Origin of the sequence: Allobosea sp. CS1GBMeth4, from assembly GCF_900185715.1 — a bacterium.
Classification (GTDB): domain Bacteria; phylum Pseudomonadota; class Alphaproteobacteria; order Rhizobiales; family Beijerinckiaceae; genus Allobosea.
In genome coordinates, this window is the sequence record NZ_FYAS01000009.1 from 16,958 (window position 1) to 31,809 (window position 14,852).

At 69.2% G+C, this 14,852-nt stretch carries 12 protein-coding genes; 9 read left to right on the forward strand and 3 right to left on the reverse strand.

Going from position 1 to position 14,852, the window contains the following annotated elements; all coding sequences use genetic code 11:
- Positions 1 to 107: 107 nt before the first annotated feature.
- Complete coding sequence (locus tag CS1GBM4_RS05035) at positions 108 to 962, forward strand: LysR family transcriptional regulator (RefSeq protein WP_186417600.1); 855 nt, start codon at positions 108 to 110, stop codon at positions 960 to 962.
- 11 nt (positions 963 to 973) lie between these two features.
- Here CS1GBM4_RS05035 and CS1GBM4_RS05040 read toward each other — a convergent pair whose 3' ends face one another.
- From CS1GBM4_RS05040 to CS1GBM4_RS05050, 3 genes are all read right to left on the reverse strand, one after another.
- The gene (locus CS1GBM4_RS05040; protein WP_186417601.1) at positions 974 to 1,984 is read right to left on the reverse strand and encodes a DUF4105 domain-containing protein; all 1,011 of its coding nucleotides are present in this window, start codon (positions 1,982 to 1,984) and stop codon (positions 974 to 976) included.
- 67 nt (positions 1,985 to 2,051) lie between these two features.
- On the reverse strand, positions 2,052 to 3,662 hold the full coding sequence (locus tag CS1GBM4_RS05045) for a phosphoenolpyruvate carboxykinase (protein WP_244607060.1): 1,611 nt from the start codon (positions 3,660 to 3,662) through the stop codon (positions 2,052 to 2,054).
- A gap of 207 nt (positions 3,663 to 3,869) precedes the next feature.
- Positions 3,870 to 4,619: a DUF2470 domain-containing protein gene (locus CS1GBM4_RS05050; protein WP_186417603.1), complete on the reverse strand. Its 750-nt coding sequence runs from the start codon at positions 4,617 to 4,619 to the stop codon at positions 3,870 to 3,872.
- Positions 4,620 to 4,823: 204 nt separating this feature from the next.
- On the opposite strand from CS1GBM4_RS05050, the gene CS1GBM4_RS05055 reads away from it, so the two are divergent.
- The 8 genes from CS1GBM4_RS05055 to tsaE all read left to right on the forward strand — a co-directional run bounded on the left by CS1GBM4_RS05055 (position 4,824) and on the right by tsaE (position 14,845).
- Positions 4,824 to 5,525, forward strand: coding sequence for a response regulator transcription factor (locus CS1GBM4_RS05055; protein ID WP_186417604.1), 702 nt, complete (start codon positions 4,824 to 4,826; stop codon positions 5,523 to 5,525).
- 64 nt (positions 5,526 to 5,589) lie between these two features.
- A complete protein-coding gene (locus CS1GBM4_RS05060) occupies positions 5,590 to 7,383 on the forward strand; it encodes a sensor histidine kinase (protein ID WP_186417605.1) in 1,794 nt (597 codons plus the stop codon).
- Positions 7,380 to 7,832, forward strand: a complete 453-nt coding sequence (locus CS1GBM4_RS05065) for a hypothetical protein (protein WP_186417606.1) — start codon at positions 7,380 to 7,382, stop codon at positions 7,830 to 7,832. Before CS1GBM4_RS05060 ends, CS1GBM4_RS05065 begins: the two co-directional genes overlap by 4 nt.
- Positions 7,833 to 7,937: 105 nt before the next feature.
- Positions 7,938 to 8,339: a PTS sugar transporter subunit IIA gene (locus CS1GBM4_RS05070; protein WP_129160293.1), complete on the forward strand. Its 402-nt coding sequence runs from the start codon at positions 7,938 to 7,940 to the stop codon at positions 8,337 to 8,339.
- A gap of 17 nt (positions 8,340 to 8,356) precedes the next feature.
- Positions 8,357 to 8,689, forward strand: a complete 333-nt coding sequence (locus CS1GBM4_RS05075) for an HPr family phosphocarrier protein (protein ID WP_186417721.1) — start codon at positions 8,357 to 8,359, stop codon at positions 8,687 to 8,689.
- 232 nt (positions 8,690 to 8,921) lie between these two features.
- The gene (gene ahcY / locus CS1GBM4_RS05080) at positions 8,922 to 10,352 is read left to right on the forward strand and encodes an adenosylhomocysteinase (RefSeq protein ID WP_186417607.1); all 1,431 of its coding nucleotides are present in this window, start codon (positions 8,922 to 8,924) and stop codon (positions 10,350 to 10,352) included.
- Between the two features lie 432 nt (positions 10,353 to 10,784).
- Entirely contained in the window at positions 10,785 to 13,259 is a 2,475-nt protein-coding gene (locus CS1GBM4_RS05085; protein WP_186417608.1) for a PAS domain-containing sensor histidine kinase, read from the forward strand.
- The gene (tsaE, locus tag CS1GBM4_RS05090) at positions 13,256 to 14,845 is read left to right on the forward strand and encodes a tRNA (adenosine(37)-N6)-threonylcarbamoyltransferase complex ATPase subunit type 1 TsaE (RefSeq protein ID WP_186417609.1); all 1,590 of its coding nucleotides are present in this window, start codon (positions 13,256 to 13,258) and stop codon (positions 14,843 to 14,845) included. The genes CS1GBM4_RS05085 and tsaE overlap by 4 nt, the downstream gene beginning before the upstream one ends.
- Positions 14,846 to 14,852 lie beyond the last annotated feature (7 nt).

Here is a 14,852-nt window from a genome sequence, read left to right on the forward strand (position 1 = left end):
GGCGCTCGCGCCCTTCGTCGCGTGGTGGCCACGGTAGCCGGCACCTCGCGATAACAGAACCGAATGGCTTGATATTTTAGCGATGATGAATTGATATGGTTGGCACCATGACACTCGACGTCGACGCGGTCAGAGCTTTCGTCACGATCGCGGAATTGCGCAGTTTCACCCGCGCAGCCGCGGCTCTCGGCAGCCATCAGGCCGCCGTCAGTCTGCGGCTCAAGCGGCTGGAAGAGCGGCTCGGTCACCGGCTGATCGAACGGACGCCGCGGCTCGTGCGCTTGTCCGGGCAGGGAGCGGCCTTCCTCGACGAGGCTCGCGCCTTCCTCGCCGCGCACGACCGGGCGCTGTCGGCTCTGAGCCATGCGCGCCGCCGCTTCGGCCTCGGCATCGCCGCCCATGTCTTCGGGCCGGAAGTGCCGACCCTGCTGGCGCGGCTCAGCGCGCACGATCCCGGCCTGATGATCGAGGTTCAGCTGGGCCATTCCCGCGCCCTGCTCGAAGCGTTCGACAAGGGCGATCTCGACGCGGCGATCGTCCGCCGCGACGACGATCGCCGGCCGGCCGAGGTCCTGGCGCCGGAACTGTTCGGCTGGTACGCCGCGCCGGGCTTCGACCATCGTCCGGGCGAGCCGCTGCGTCTCGCGACGCTCTCGTCGAGCTGTGGCGTGCGCGATATCGCCACCAGGGCGCTCGATGCCGCGGGCATAGCCTGGATCGAGGTCTTCATCGGCGGCGGTTCGATCGCCGTCGATGCCGCCGTCGCCGCGGGCCTCGCCGTCTCGGCCTTCTCCTGCCGCCTCGCCCCGGCCGGCACCGTCGAGGTCAGCCGCCGCTTCGGCCTGCCCGAGCTCCCGACATCGGAGATCGTGATGGTCTCCACCCTCACCGACGCCAGATCGCGCGCCGCCCTGCGCACGCTCGCCGCCGCGTTCCGCGAGCATCGGCCGGCCGCCCGCTGAGGGCGTCGGCGTCAGTTCCGCGCCGTCGGCACGCCCTCGCGGATGACGCGCGGGAAATCCGGGCTGTCGGGCGGAAGGCTGCGCGCCCTTTCGCCGATCCGGCCCAGCCGGACCAACTCGTCGAGCCGGAGATCCCGGCGCACCGCGCCGATGTCCTGGAGATAGCCGGGAAGATAGCCCGAGAGCAGCACGCGCGGATCGAGCGGCAGCGAGAAGCGCCAGCCCGGCGCCACCTGCCGGACGAGCTCGTAGACGACGGTGGTGCAGTTGGTCGTCAGCGTATTGTACCAGCGCGGCTCCTGCGCCAGCCGGTTGATGTCCCCGGCATAGGCGAGCAGCAGGTCGCGCGCCTGCGCGGGCGAAGCGTTGAGCCGGAACAGCCGGGTATCCTCGCCGCGCGCCTGGGTTCTGAGGCCGATCAGGTCGCGCTCGTCCGCCGCGACATAGGCCATCTCGTAATTGCGGAAGAAGCCGGCCAGCGCCGACCACTCCTCGCCCTGCTCGCGCCGGATCTCGATCGAGATCGTCAGCGGGTCGCTGTCCTCGAAGGTGAAGCTGATCAGCAGATGCGCGATCGCCTCGCCAGACCAGTAGGACAGGAACAGGTCGGCGCCGCGGATGCGCGCCAGGTCATAGCTGCGGGTCTCCCAGCGCTGGTCGTAGTCGCTTTCGGTGCGCCAGGTGAAATGGCGCAGATTGCTCACCGTCAGCCGCGAGTCCGCCACCGCCATCTGCGGCAGCCGCGCGAGTTCGGGAATCCAGGCCCGGTCATGCGAGGGCTTGAGACTGCTCCACCAGCCGAGCAGACCGAGGAAGAGCACGGCGAAGGCGAGCGGCAGGCGCGGCGCGCCGGTCCAGAGCCCGAGAGCGCCCGCCAGCCCTGCGAGCCCGAAGCCGCTCGCGGCGGCGATCCCGGTCGCGCCGGGCAGGCGGAAGACCAGGAGCCCGACCCCCCAGGTGGCGGTGCCGAGGACCAGGAGCGTCAGCAGGACCTGCAGCAGGACAAAAATGAGGCGGCTCATCGCCGCCTCTCATAGCCTGCTTTCCCTCCGGCCGGAAACGGCCGGGCGACCGGGCACCGCCCGGCGCTCACGCGGCGAGCGAGCTCGTCGGCGCAGCGGCCTTCACCGCGTCGTCGACATGGCTCTCGAACTTCTCGAAGTTCTTGGCGAACATGCCGACCAGCTTCTTCGCCGTATCGGCGAAGGCAGCCTTATCCTGCCAGGTCTTGACGGGGTAGAGGATGTGCGGCTCGACGCCGGGCACCGAAGTGGGAACGGCGAACCCGAAATAGGGATCCCGGCGGAAATCGGCGCGGTTGAGCGAGCCGTCGAGCGCCGCCGTCAGCAGGCGCCGCGTCACGCGGATCGGCATGCGCCGGCCGGTGCCGTAGCCGCCGCCGGTCCAGCCGGTGTTCACCAGCCAGCAGTCGACATGGTGCTTGGCGATGAAGTCGCGCAGCAGGTTGGCGTATTCGGAGGGGTGGCGCGGCAGGAAGGGCGAGCCGAAGCAGGTCGAGAACTCCGGCTGGACGCCGACGAGCCCGCGCTCGGTGCCGGCGACCTTGGCGGTGTAGCCGGAGAGGAAATGATACATCGCCTCGGCCGGGGTCAGCTTGGCGATCGGCGGCATCACCCCGAAGGCGTCGGCGGTCAGCATCACGATGTTTTTCGGCGTGCCCGCCCGGCCCGAGCGCGAGGCGTTCGGGATGAAGTCGAGCGGGTAGGCCGAGCGGGTGTTCTCGGTCTTGCTCTCGTCGTCGAAGTCGACCTCGCGCGCGATCGGATCCATCACGATGTTCTCGAGCACGGTGCCGAAGCGCTGCGAGGCGGCGAAGATCTGCGGCTCGGCCTCGGCCGAGAGGCGGATCGTCTTGGCGTAGCAGCCGCCCTCGAAGTTGAAGATGCCGTCCTTCGACCAGCCATGCTCGTCGTCGCCGATCAGGGTGCGGTCCGGGTCGGCCGAGAGCGTCGTCTTGCCGGTGCCCGACAGGCCGAAGAAGATCGCCGGGTCGTCCTTGGAGCCGACATTGGCCGAGCAGTGCATCGGCACCACGCCCTTGGCCGGCAGCGTGTAGTTCAGATAGGTGAAGACCGATTTCTTCATCTCGCCGGCATAGGCGGTGCCGCCGATCAGCACGATCTTGCGCGAGAAGTCGATGGCGATCACGGTCTCGCTGCGGCAGCCATGGCGCGCCGGATCGGCCCTGAAGCTCGGCAGGTCGACGATCGTCAGCTCGGGAACGTACCCGGCGATCTCGCCCGCCTCGGGCCGGATCAGCAGGTTGCGGATGAACAGCGAGTGCCAGGCGAATTCGGTGAAGACCCGCGCCTTCACGCGGTGCGACGGGTCGGCGCCGCCATAGAGGTCCTGTGCGAACAGTTCCTTGCCCTCGGCATGCTTGACGAAGTCGGCGAGCAGGGTTTCGAACTGCTCAGACGAGATCGCGCCGTTATTGTCCCACCACACCGTGTCCTCGGTCAGCGCGTCCTTGACCACGAACTTGTCCTTGGGCGAACGGCCGGTGTGGCTGCCGGTGTCGGCGCAGAGCGCGCCGCCGCGGGCGAGCTGGGACTCGCCGCGGGCAAGCGATTGCTCGTAGAGCGGCGCGGCCGCGAGATTCCAGTAGACGGCCTTGAGCCCGCGGAAGCCGAAGCTCTCGGCGCCGCAGTTCGGGTTGACGTGACCGATGGTCTCCACTGGCGTTTCCTCCTGCCGAAAGCCGTCGCCTGGCGATGCCGGCGCCGTGATTGAGAGCGGGGCGAGCCCCACTATGGGCCCGATGGGCCGGTGAAGTGGAGGGCTCTTTAGGCGCATGGCGCCGCCGGCTCAAGTCGCAACGATACCGCGTTTCGAGCCGGGCCGGACCTAAATCGGTTGAAACAGCGATGTGATGAAAAGCCGGGCTCAGCCCTCGTCGCGGGCCTTGGCCGCCAGGGCGACGAGGGCCGCGCGCAGCGCGTCCGGCGTGGTCACCGGCTCGTCGAAAGGCAGGCGCAGCGCCCTGTCGCCGAGCATCAGGTCGGCGCCGTCCGGATCGACCCCGGAGAGGCGCCAGGCCCCGTCTTCGCCGCCGAGCAGCCGCGTGGCGTAGAGCCGGACCGCCTCGGCATGGTCCTCGTTCATATGGGCGAGCACCTCGTCCTCCGCCGCGATCAGCGCCCCGGCTCGCGAGCAGTCGCTGAGCACGTCGTCGGGCTCGAGCTCATAGGCCTTGCCGAAACCGCCATTGAGACTGGCGCGCTGGATCTGGAGCGCGAAGAAGGAGAAATCGGGGAAGTCGACGTAGAGCGACGCCTTGGGCTGGCGCGCCAGGAAGCGGCGGCGGGCGCGCCGGCCGGCATCCGTGTCGCGCTCCACCTGCCGGGCCAGGGCCAGCAGCGTGATCCGGGCATGGGCGAGCGGATCGCCCTTGCCGCCCGGCGCGATCAGCAGCGAGCAGCGCGGGTCGGCGACCAGGTTGCCGGTGTGCCCCGCAAGCGAGGAGACCAGGATGAGCGGTGTGCCGTCGATGTCGGTCGCGAGGCTGGTCAGGCTGGCGAAAGGATGCCCGTCCGTGGTCAGGGTCGCCAGGGACCCGGAGCGTGCGCTGCGCAGGAGACCGCGCGCCAGTCCGCGCGCGCTCGCATCGGTCGGCCTGATCGGATTGGTCGCCATGATGTCGTCACCCGTATCGCGCTGGCGCGGGTTCCGGTCGTTCAGCCGAATCCAGTTGAACGGAAAGCGCGTCCGCGGGTTTTCTGGGGCGAGACGTAGCGAAACCGCCTTGGCTTGGCTAGATTGCAGCCACGCTTTGGCCGTTCTCCCGCGAGAGTGGACGCCTTTGATCGCAACGCCTGGACACGAGAGCCGGAACAGCTGATGCCAACCATTGCGCTGGTCGACGACGACCGCAACATCCTGACCTCGGTTTCGATCGCGTTGGAAGCCGAGGGCTATCGCATCCAGACCTACACCGACGGCGCCTCGGCCCTGGACGGGCTGAAGCAGAATCCGCCGGACCTCGCCATCTTCGACATCAAGATGCCGCGCATGGACGGGATGGAGCTGCTGCGCCGCCTGCGCCAGAAGTCCGACCTGCCGGTGATCTTCCTGACCTCGAAGGACGAGGAGATCGACGAACTCTTCGGCCTCAAGATGGGCGCCGACGACTTCATCCGCAAACCCTTCTCGCAGCGCCTGCTGGTCGAGCGCGTCAAGGCGATCCTGCGCCGCGCCGGCGCGCGCGACGCCGGAGCCGCCACCCGCTCCGAGGACGCCAAGGCGCTGGAGCGCGGCCTGCTGCGCATGGATCCGGAGCGGCACACCTGCACCTGGAAGGGCGAGCCGGTGACGCTGACGGTGACCGAGTTCCTGATCCTGCAGTCGCTGGCGCAGCGCCCGGGCGTGGTCAAGAGCCGCAATGCCCTGATGGACGCGGCCTATGACGACGAGGTCTATGTCGACGACCGCACCATCGACAGCCACATCAAGCGGCTGCGCAAGAAGTTCAATCAGGTCGACGCCGAGTTCGACATGATCGAGACGCTCTACGGCGTCGGCTACCGCTTCAAGGAGACCTGAGACGCGCCCCGGCGCGGCCGAGGACCGCGTTTGCGCGGGCGCCGGGACAGGGTATGAGCCAGGAATGGCGACGATCGAGCAGGAAGAGACCCGCCCTGACGGGCCGCGTCTGGGGCTGACGCTGCGCCGGCGCGCCGCCCTGTTCGCTCGCCGTGCGCTGCGCGCCGTTTCGGGCCGGGCCGCCTCGAGCCTGACCCGGCGCATCGTCGTCCTGAATCTCGCCGGCCTCGTCGCGCTGCTGGTCGGCTTCCTCTATCTCAACCAGTTCCGCGAGGGCCTGATCGAGGCGCGGGTGCAGAGCCTGCTGACGCAGGGCGAGATCATCGCCGGCGCCATCGCCGCCTCCGCCACGGTCGAGACCGACACGATCGCGATCGATCCGGACAAGCTGCTGCAGATGCAGGCCGGCGAGAGCGGCGCCATCGCCGAGGATCCGCTCGACTTCTCGATCAATCCGGAGAAGGTCGCGCCGCTGCTGCGCCGGCTGGTGACTCCGACCAAGACCCGCGCCCGCATCTACGACAAGGACGGGATGCTGACGCTCGATTCGCGCAATCTCTATTCGCGCGGCGACATCCTGCGGCTCGATCTGCCGCGCATCGGCGAGAACGACGAGCCGCCCCTGCTCGAGCGCACCTGGAACATGTTCCGCAACCGGCTGGGCCGGGCCGACCTCCCGGCCTATGACGATTTCGCCAACGCCAACGGCAAGTCCTATACCGAGGTCGCCCGGGCGCTCGCCGGGACCCCGGCGAGCGTGGTGCGGGTCAACACCCGCGGCGAGACCATCGTCTCGGTCGCGGTGCCGGTGCAGCGCTTCCGGGCGGTGCGCGGGGCGCTGCTGCTCTCGACCCAGGGCGGCGACATCGACGCGGTCATCGCCTCGGAACGCTATGCGATCTTCCAGGTCTTCGTGGTCGCGGCCGGGGTGATGATCGTGCTTTCGGTCCTGCTCGCCGGCACCATCGCCGAGCCGATCCGCAAGCTCGCCGACGCCGCCCAGCGCGTCAGGCGCGGTGTCAAGTCGCGCGAGGAGATCCCGGATTTCTCCAGCCGTCATGACGAGATCGGCCATCTTTCGGGCTCGTTCCGCGAGATGACGCAGGCGCTCTACAACCGTATCGAGGCGATCGAACGCTTCGCCGCCGATGTCGCGCACGAGCTGAAGAATCCGCTGACCTCCCTGCGCAGCGCCGTCGAGACCCTGCCCCTGGCGAAGACCGAGGAGGCGCGCGGCCGCCTGCTCGCCGTCATCCGCCACGACGTGAAACGGCTCGACCGGCTGATCTCCGATATCTCCGACGCGTCGCGGCTCGATGCCGAGCTGGCGCGCGACGACGCCGCCCTGCTCGACGTGGCCCAGCTGGCCGAGGCGGTGGTCTCGGTCCAGAACCAGATCCGCCGCGACGGCCAGCCCGTGGTCGAGCTGTCGGTCGACCGGCGCGGCCAGCGCCCGGGCAGCAACCCTTTCCGCGTGCTCGGCCACGATTCCCGCCTGGGCCAGGTCATCGTCAACCTGATCGAGAACGCCCGCTCCTTCTCGCCGGCCGACAAGCCGGTCCGCGTCAAGCTGTCGCGTGTCGCCGGCGACGTGCTGATCACCGTCGAGGATGACGGGCCGGGCATACCCCCACATGCCCTCGAGCGGATCTTCGAGCGCTTCTATACCGACCGTCCGGAGAGCGGCTTCGGCCAGAATTCGGGGCTCGGCCTGTCGATTTCGCGTCAGATCGTCGAAGCGCATCGCGGCACCATCCGGGCCGAGAACCGCTATGCGTCGGAGCAGTCCGAGGGCGAGGACAAGCGGCTTGGCGCCCGCTTCGTCGTGTGCCTGCCCGCGGCGCCGCAATCGGCATGAGCGGAACCTCTCCGCTTCGCCTCCATGCCAGCACCGTCGTCGTCGGCGAGGCCGGCATCCTGATCCGGGGCCCGTCCGGAGCCGGCAAGACGGGCCTGGCGCTGGCGTTGATCGGCCTGGCGCGATTGCAGGGCCGCTTCGCGCGGCTGGTGGCGGACGACCGCACGGCGGTCGCGGTCCGTGCCGGGCGTCTCGTCGCCGCGCCGGTGCCGCCGATCGAGGGGCTCGTCGAGCGCCGCGGCCTCGGCCTGACGCCCGAGCCCCATCTCGCAGCTGCGATAGTGCGCCTGGTGGTCGATTGCGGCGCGGAGCCGGAGCGCATGCCGGAGCCGGAAGCGCTGGTCGCGACCGTCGCCGGGATCGCGCTGCCACGGCTTCGGCTGCTTCCCAGGCCGGGCGACGAGCGCCTCGTGCTCGCGGCGCTTGCGCTCTTCGCAGGCTCTGGTTGAATTGCTTTCGACGAGTTCGAGACAAGTGCCTTGCCTATCTTTCGCACCTGCCGCATAAACCGCGACCTTGTCCGGGCGCCGATGGGCGCTCTCCGGTGGTACTGAATGATCGGACTCGTGCTTGTCACGCATGGGCACTTGGCGACGGAATTCCGCGCCGCGCTCGAGCATGTCGTCGGCCCGCAAGCCAACCTCGCCACCATCGCCATCGCCCCCGATGACGATATGGAGGGCCGCCGACGCGACATCATCGCGGCGGTGGAGCAGGTCGAGAACGGCAAGGGCGTCATCGTCCTGACCGACATGTTCGGCGGCACGCCCTCCAACCTCGCCATCTCGGTGATGGAGCCGGGCCGGATCGACGTCGTCGCCGGCGTCAACCTGCCGATGCTGATCAAGCTCGCCAGCGTGCGCGAGGAGAAGACCCTCGACGAGGCCGTCAGCAGCGCGCAGGATGCCGGCCGGAAATACATCACGGTCGCCAGCCGCGTGCTCGCGGGCAAGTGAGGTTGGCCATGCAGGGCATGCGCGAAGACGAGGTCCGCGACGAGGATTGCGACTGCTCCGAGGTCGAGATTCCGGCCGGCGCCGTCCATGGCGAATTCCAGATCGTCAACAAGAAGGGACTGCACGCCCGCGCCACGGCGAAATTCGTGCAATGCGCCAGCCAGTTCGATGCCGACATCACCGTCAGCCGCTGCGGCGAGACGGTCGGGGCCACCTCGATCATGGGCATCCTGACGCTGGGCGCCGGCATCGGCTCGACCATCACCGTGGTGGCGAAGGGCGCCGAGGCCAGGGAAGCGCTCCAGGCGCTGGGCGCGCTCGTCGCCGATCGGTTCGGCGAGGGCGAATAGGTTTCAGCCGTCATTCCCGGGCGGAGCCCTCGGGTCCGGTCATTGGGGGGCCCGGGATCGACTCGGCGCGGACCCGGCAATCTCGTTCAGAATGGATTGCCGGCGGTGCGCTCGCCGCGAGATCCTCGGGTCGAGCCCGGGCATGACGCTTGGCATCCGGCCGCAGGATATAAAGACATCTTTATATCTTTGATTGCCTTCCGGCGGAGGCCCTGCTACAGAGCGCGCCGTCATGCGAAGCAAGATCGATGGGAGCGCCCCCGTGTCGAACCAGGATTACGTCGTCAAGGACATCGCGCTTGCGGATTACGGCCGCAAGGAGATCAACATGGCCCAGGACGAGATGCCGGGACTGATGGCGATCCGCGCCGAGTACAAGGGCAAGGCTCCGCTCGAGGGCGCGCGCATCGCCGGCTGCCTGCATATGACGATCCAGACCGCGGTGCTGATCGAGACCCTGAAGGAGCTCGGCGCCGACGTGCGCTGGTCGTCCTGCAACATCTTCTCGACGCAGGACCACGCCGCCGCCGCGATCGCCGCCACCGGCACGCCGGTCTTCGCCGTCAAGGGCGAGAGCCTGAAGGAGTACTGGGACTATGTGCTGCGCACCGCGACCTGGGGCGATGGCGGCACGCCGAACATGATCCTCGACGATGGCGGCGACCTCACCATGCTGATCATCCTCGGCGCCGAGGCCGAGGCCGGCAATGCCGCCTTCCTCGACAAGCCGGGCAACGAGGAGGAGACCATCTTCTTCAAGCTGATCAAGCGCCAGCTCAAGGACAATCCTGGCTGGTTCGGCAAGACGCGCGCCGCGATCAAGGGCGTCTCCGAGGAGACCACCACCGGCGTGCACCGCCTCTACGAGCTCGCCAAGGCGGGCCGCCTGCCGTTCCCGGCGATCAACGTCAACGACAGCGTCACCAAGTCGAAGTTCGACAATCTCTATGGCTGCCGCGAATCGCTGGTCGACGCGATCCGCCGCGGCACCGACGTGATGATGTCGGGCAAGGTCGCGGTCGTCGCCGGCTATGGCGATGTCGGCAAGGGCTCGGCCGCCTCGCTGCGCCAGGCCGGCTGCCGCGTGCTCGTCACCGAGATCGATCCGATCTGCGCCCTGCAGGCGGCGATGGAGGGCTACGAGGTCGTGACCATGGAGGACGCCGCCCCGCGCGCCGACATCTTCGTGACCGCGACCGGCAATCTCGACGTCATCACCGTCGACCACATGCGCGCGATGAAGCACCGCGCCATCGTCTGCAACATCGGCCACTTCGACTCCGAGATCCAGGTCGCCGGTCTCAAGAACTTCAAATGGGACAACGTCAAGCCGCAGGTCGACGAGGTCGAGTTCCCCGACGGCAAGCGCATCATCCTGCTCTCGGAAGGCCGGCTGGTGAACCTCGGCAACGCGACCGGCCATCCCTCCTTCGTGATGTCCTGCTCGTTCTCGAACCAGACGCTCGCCCAGATCGAGCTCTGGAACCACCACGCCAAATACGAGACCAAGGTCTACACCCTGCCCAAGCACCTCGACGAGAAGGTCGCGGCGCTTCACCTCGCCAAGGTCGGCGCCAAGCTGACCAAGCTCAACGAGACGCAGGCGAAGTACATCGGCGTGCCGCAGACCGGGCCGTTCAAGCCCGAGCTCTACCGCTACTGACGGCCGCCGGCGGCCGGACGGCACGGCATCGTGCCGCCGGAGCCCGCTGCGGACGCGGCACGGCCCGAGAAGCCCGGCCTTCGCGCCGGGCTTTTTTTGCGCCCTGAAGAAATGTCCGGCTTGAAATACCACTAATAGAGGCCCGGGCACTCCGGGCATCAACTTGTTGAGCGTCTCGGCGCCGCCTGCCGCATCCTCGGCGCCGGCCGGGCTTTACTGTCGATTAAGCACTTCCTGCCGGACTCCTGCGGTGATTACAGTGGCACTGATTCGGGTGGCCGACAGGCTTCGCATGCGCCGTCCGGTTTCGTGCAGCAGTGGCTTTGCGGGGTGTGGGCGTCGGTCCTCTTCGAGGGCCACGGCCGGCTGCCGTGCCGGCGGCACGTCGCCGATCGCGGCCACATCTGGTCTGGGACAGGACGGAAGACGGGAATGAGACGGGCAAGCCAGGTCGGACGGGAGCTGAACGGAGCGGTCCGCTTCCTCCTGCCCGGACTTGCCGGCGCTACGCCGGCTCCCGCTCTCGCCCAGGCCGATGCGTTCCTGCCGTTCCGGGCCGATTGGCTCAATGCCGGCGCCATGTCGATGATCCTCGTCGGGCTGGTCGTCTTCGCCACCACCACCTCGATCCTTTATGTGCGCGAGCGCTCGCGCTGGACGAGGCGGGAGGGCGAGCTCGCCGCCGGGCTGGAGGCGACGCGCGGCCATCAGGAGCGTCTCGGCGCCCTGCTCGCCTCGGACCGGCAGGTCGTGCTGAGCTGGGACGGCCCGAAGGCCAGCCCCGTGCTGGAGGGCGACAGCGGCTTCCTCGGCATCGGCGGCTCCGCCCCCGCGCTGGCCTATGGCACCTGGGCGCCGCCGGCCGATGCGAAGCGGCTCGAACTCGCCACCGAGGCTCTCAAGGAGCACGGCGAAGCCTTCGCCCTCACCGTCAGGGCCAAGACCGGGCGCTATGTCGATGCCGAAGGCCGGCCCGTCGCCGGCCGCGCCGTGATCCGCCTGCGCGAGGTCAGCGGCGAGCGCGCCCGCGCCCTGGCGCTGGAGGACGAGCTCGGCAAGCTCGCCAGCGATCATGCGGCGCTCACCACGCTGCTCGCCGGCGTGCCGCAGCCGGTCTGGACGCGCGCCACCGATGGACGCCTGACCTGGGCCAATGCCGCCTATGCCCGCGCCGTCGAGGCCTCCGACAGCCAGCAGGCGGTCACGGCCGGGCTCGAGCTCTTCGACCGCAGCGAGCGCGAGAGCGCCGAGAAGGCCCGCAGGGAAGGCCGCGTCTTCCAGATGCGCGTGCCGGTGGTGATGGCCGGCCAGCGCCGCATCGTCGACGTGCTCGAGACGCCGACGCCGTCCGGCTATGCCGGCATCGCCACCGACATGAGCGAGCTCGAGGCGGTCCGCGCCGACCTGCAGCGCCAGATGGACGCCCATGTCCGCACCCTCGACCGGCTGAAGACGGGCGTCGCCGTCTTCGACGCCTCGCAGCGCCTGGTCTATCGCAACAGCGGCTACGAGGCGCTCTGGTCGCTCGATCCGGGCTTCCTCGATTCGAGCCCGAGCGACGGCGAGATCCTCGACCGGCTGCGCACGGAACGCCGACTGCCCGAGCTCGGCGACTATCGGACCTGGAAGGCCTCGGTACACGCCGCCTACACGGCGACGCGGGCCAGCGAGGATTGGTGGTACCTGCCGGACGGGCGCACCATCCACGTCGTCGCCAGCCCTAATCCGCAGGGCGGCGTCACCTATCTCTTCGACGACGAGACCGAGCGCTTCACGCTCGAATCGCGCTTCAACGCGCTCTCCCGCACCCAGCGCGAGACGCTCGATTCGCTGCGCGAGGGCGTCGCCGTGTTCGGCTCGGACGGGCGCCTCAAGCTCTCCAATCCGGCCTTCGCCCAGCTCTGGAAGCTCTCGCCTGAACGCGTCGCGGCGGCGCCGCACATCGACGAGGTCGTCGGGCTGAGTCGGCCGCTGTTCCCGGACGATGCCGTCTGGACCGAGATCCGCAGCGCGGTCGCCGGCGTGCGCGATGCGCGCGAGGATTACCGCTGCCATATGGAACGCCGCGACGGCACGGTGCTGGACTGCACTGCGGCGCCCCTGCCGGACGGCGCGACGCTGATCACCTTCGCCGACGTCACCGCCGGCGTGAACGTCGAGCGGGCGCTGACCGAGCGCAACGAGGCGCTGGAGCGCGCCTCGCGGCTGCGCGAGGAGTTCGTGCATCACGTGTCCTACGAACTGCGCTCGCCGCTGACCAACATCATCGGCTTCGCGCAGCTGCTCGGCGAGGAGACGGTCGGTGCGCTGAACGAGAAGCAGCGCGACTATGCCGGCCACATCGTCCGCTCCTCCGGCGCGCTGCTCGCCATCATCAACGACATCCTCGACCTCGCCTCGATCGACAACGGCGCGCTCGCCCTCGATCTCGAGGAAGTCGACGTCGCCCAGACCATCGCCCAGGCCGCGACCGGGCTGCAGGACCGGCTCGCCGACAGCAAGCTCAAGCTCGAGGTCGACATCGCGCCCCAGACCGGGCCGCTGCGCGCCGATCCCAAGCGCCTGCGCCAGATCCTGTTCAACCTGCTCTCCAACGCGATCGGCTTCTCGCAGCCCGGCCAGACCATCCGCGTCAGCGCCGGCCGCTTCGGCGGCGAGATCCGTATCACCGTGGCCGACGAGGGCCGCGGCATCCCGGACGAGGTCAAGGAGAAGGTCTTCGACCGCTTCGAGAGCCATTCGCTCGGCTCGCGCCATCGCGGCGTCGGCCTCGGCCTGTCGATGGTGCGCTCGATCGTCGAGCTGCATGGCGGCCGCGTCGAGCTCGACTCCGCGCCGGGTCGGGGCACGCGCGTCACGGCCGTCTTCCCGCCTGAGGGCATGCGCATCTCGGACGCCGCGGAATGACCGACGAGGCAGCCCGGGCGGGCACTCATCTCGTCACCCTGCCGGACGAGGCCGCGACGGTGCGGCTGGCAGAGGATCTCGCCGACATCCTGAAGACCGGCGACATCGTCGCGCTCTCCGGCCATCTCGGCGCCGGCAAGTCGCTGCTGGCGCGCGCCATGCTGCGCCGCCTCGCCGGCGACCCCGCTCTGGAAGCGCCGAGCCCGACCTTCACTTTGGTGCAGAGCTATGACAGTCCGCGCGGGCTGCTGCTCCATGCCGATCTCTATCGCGTCCGCAGTGCGGACGAGCTCGACGATATCGGCCTGGTCGAGGATCTCGACCTCGCCGTCACCATTGTCGAATGGCCGGACCGGGCCGGCATGCGCCTGCCGGCGGGCCGGCGTCTCGACATCGTGCTCGAGGTCGACCCTGAGAATCCCGAGCGGGGCCGTATCGCGACCCTCTCCGGCGGTGTGCTCTGGCGCCAGCGCCTGGCGCTCGCGATCGGCTCGCGCCGGCTGATCGACGAGGCCGGCTGGAGCGATGCGCGACGCGACTTCATGCTCGGCGACGCCTCGAGCCGGGCCTATGAGCGCCTGACCAGGGCGTCGGGCGAGACCGCGATCCTGATGATCTCGCCGCCGCGGCCGGACGGACCGGCCATCCGGCAGGGCAAGCCCTACAGCGCGATCGCCCATCTCGCCGAAACCGTCGACGCCTTCGTCGCCATGGACAAGGGCCTGCGCTCGCTCGGCCTCTCCGCCCCCGAGATCCTGGCGCAGGACCTCGCCACCGGCCTCTTGCTGATCGAGGATCTCGGCTCGGAGCCGATCGTCGGCGCCGATGGACCGATCCCCGAGCGCTACGAGGCCGCGGCCCGCCTCCTCGCCGAACTGCACCGGCACGCCCTGCCGACCATCCTGCCGGTGGCGGAAGGGCGCGACCATGTCCTGCCCGATTATGACCGCGAGGCGCTCGCCATCGAGACCGAGCTGGTGCTCGACTGGTACGCTCCGCACATCGCCGGCGTCACCCTGCCCGCGGTGACGCGGGCCGAGTTCGGCCGCATCTGGGAAAGGTTGTTCGACGAGCTCTTCGAGACGCCGGCGACCTGGACGCTGCGCGACTATCACTCGCCGAACCTGCTCTGGCTCGCCGATCGCGTCGGCCATGCCCGGCTCGGCCTGATCGATTTCCAGGATTCGGTGCTCGGCCACCCGGCCTATGACCTGGTCTCGCTCGGCCAGGACGCCCGTGTCGACGTGCCGGCGGCGCTGGAGCTGCGCCTGCTCGCCGCCTATGCCGGGGCGCGGCGCGGCACCGATCCGGGCTTCGACCTGCCGGGCTTCGCGCGCGCCTATGCGATCCTCGGCGCACAGCGCAACACCAAGATCGCCGGCATCTTCGCCCGGCTCGACCGGCGCGACGGCAAGCCGGCCTATCTCAGGCACCTGCCGCGGATCGAGGCCTATCTGCGCCGCAATCTCGAGCAGCCGGCCCTCGCCGAGCTGAGAGCCTGGTACGAAGCCCATCTGCCCAAGCTCTTTGCCGGGCAGGAGAAGGCGGATACGAAGGGACCGGACGAGGCCAGCGACCCGGCTTGAAGCGAGG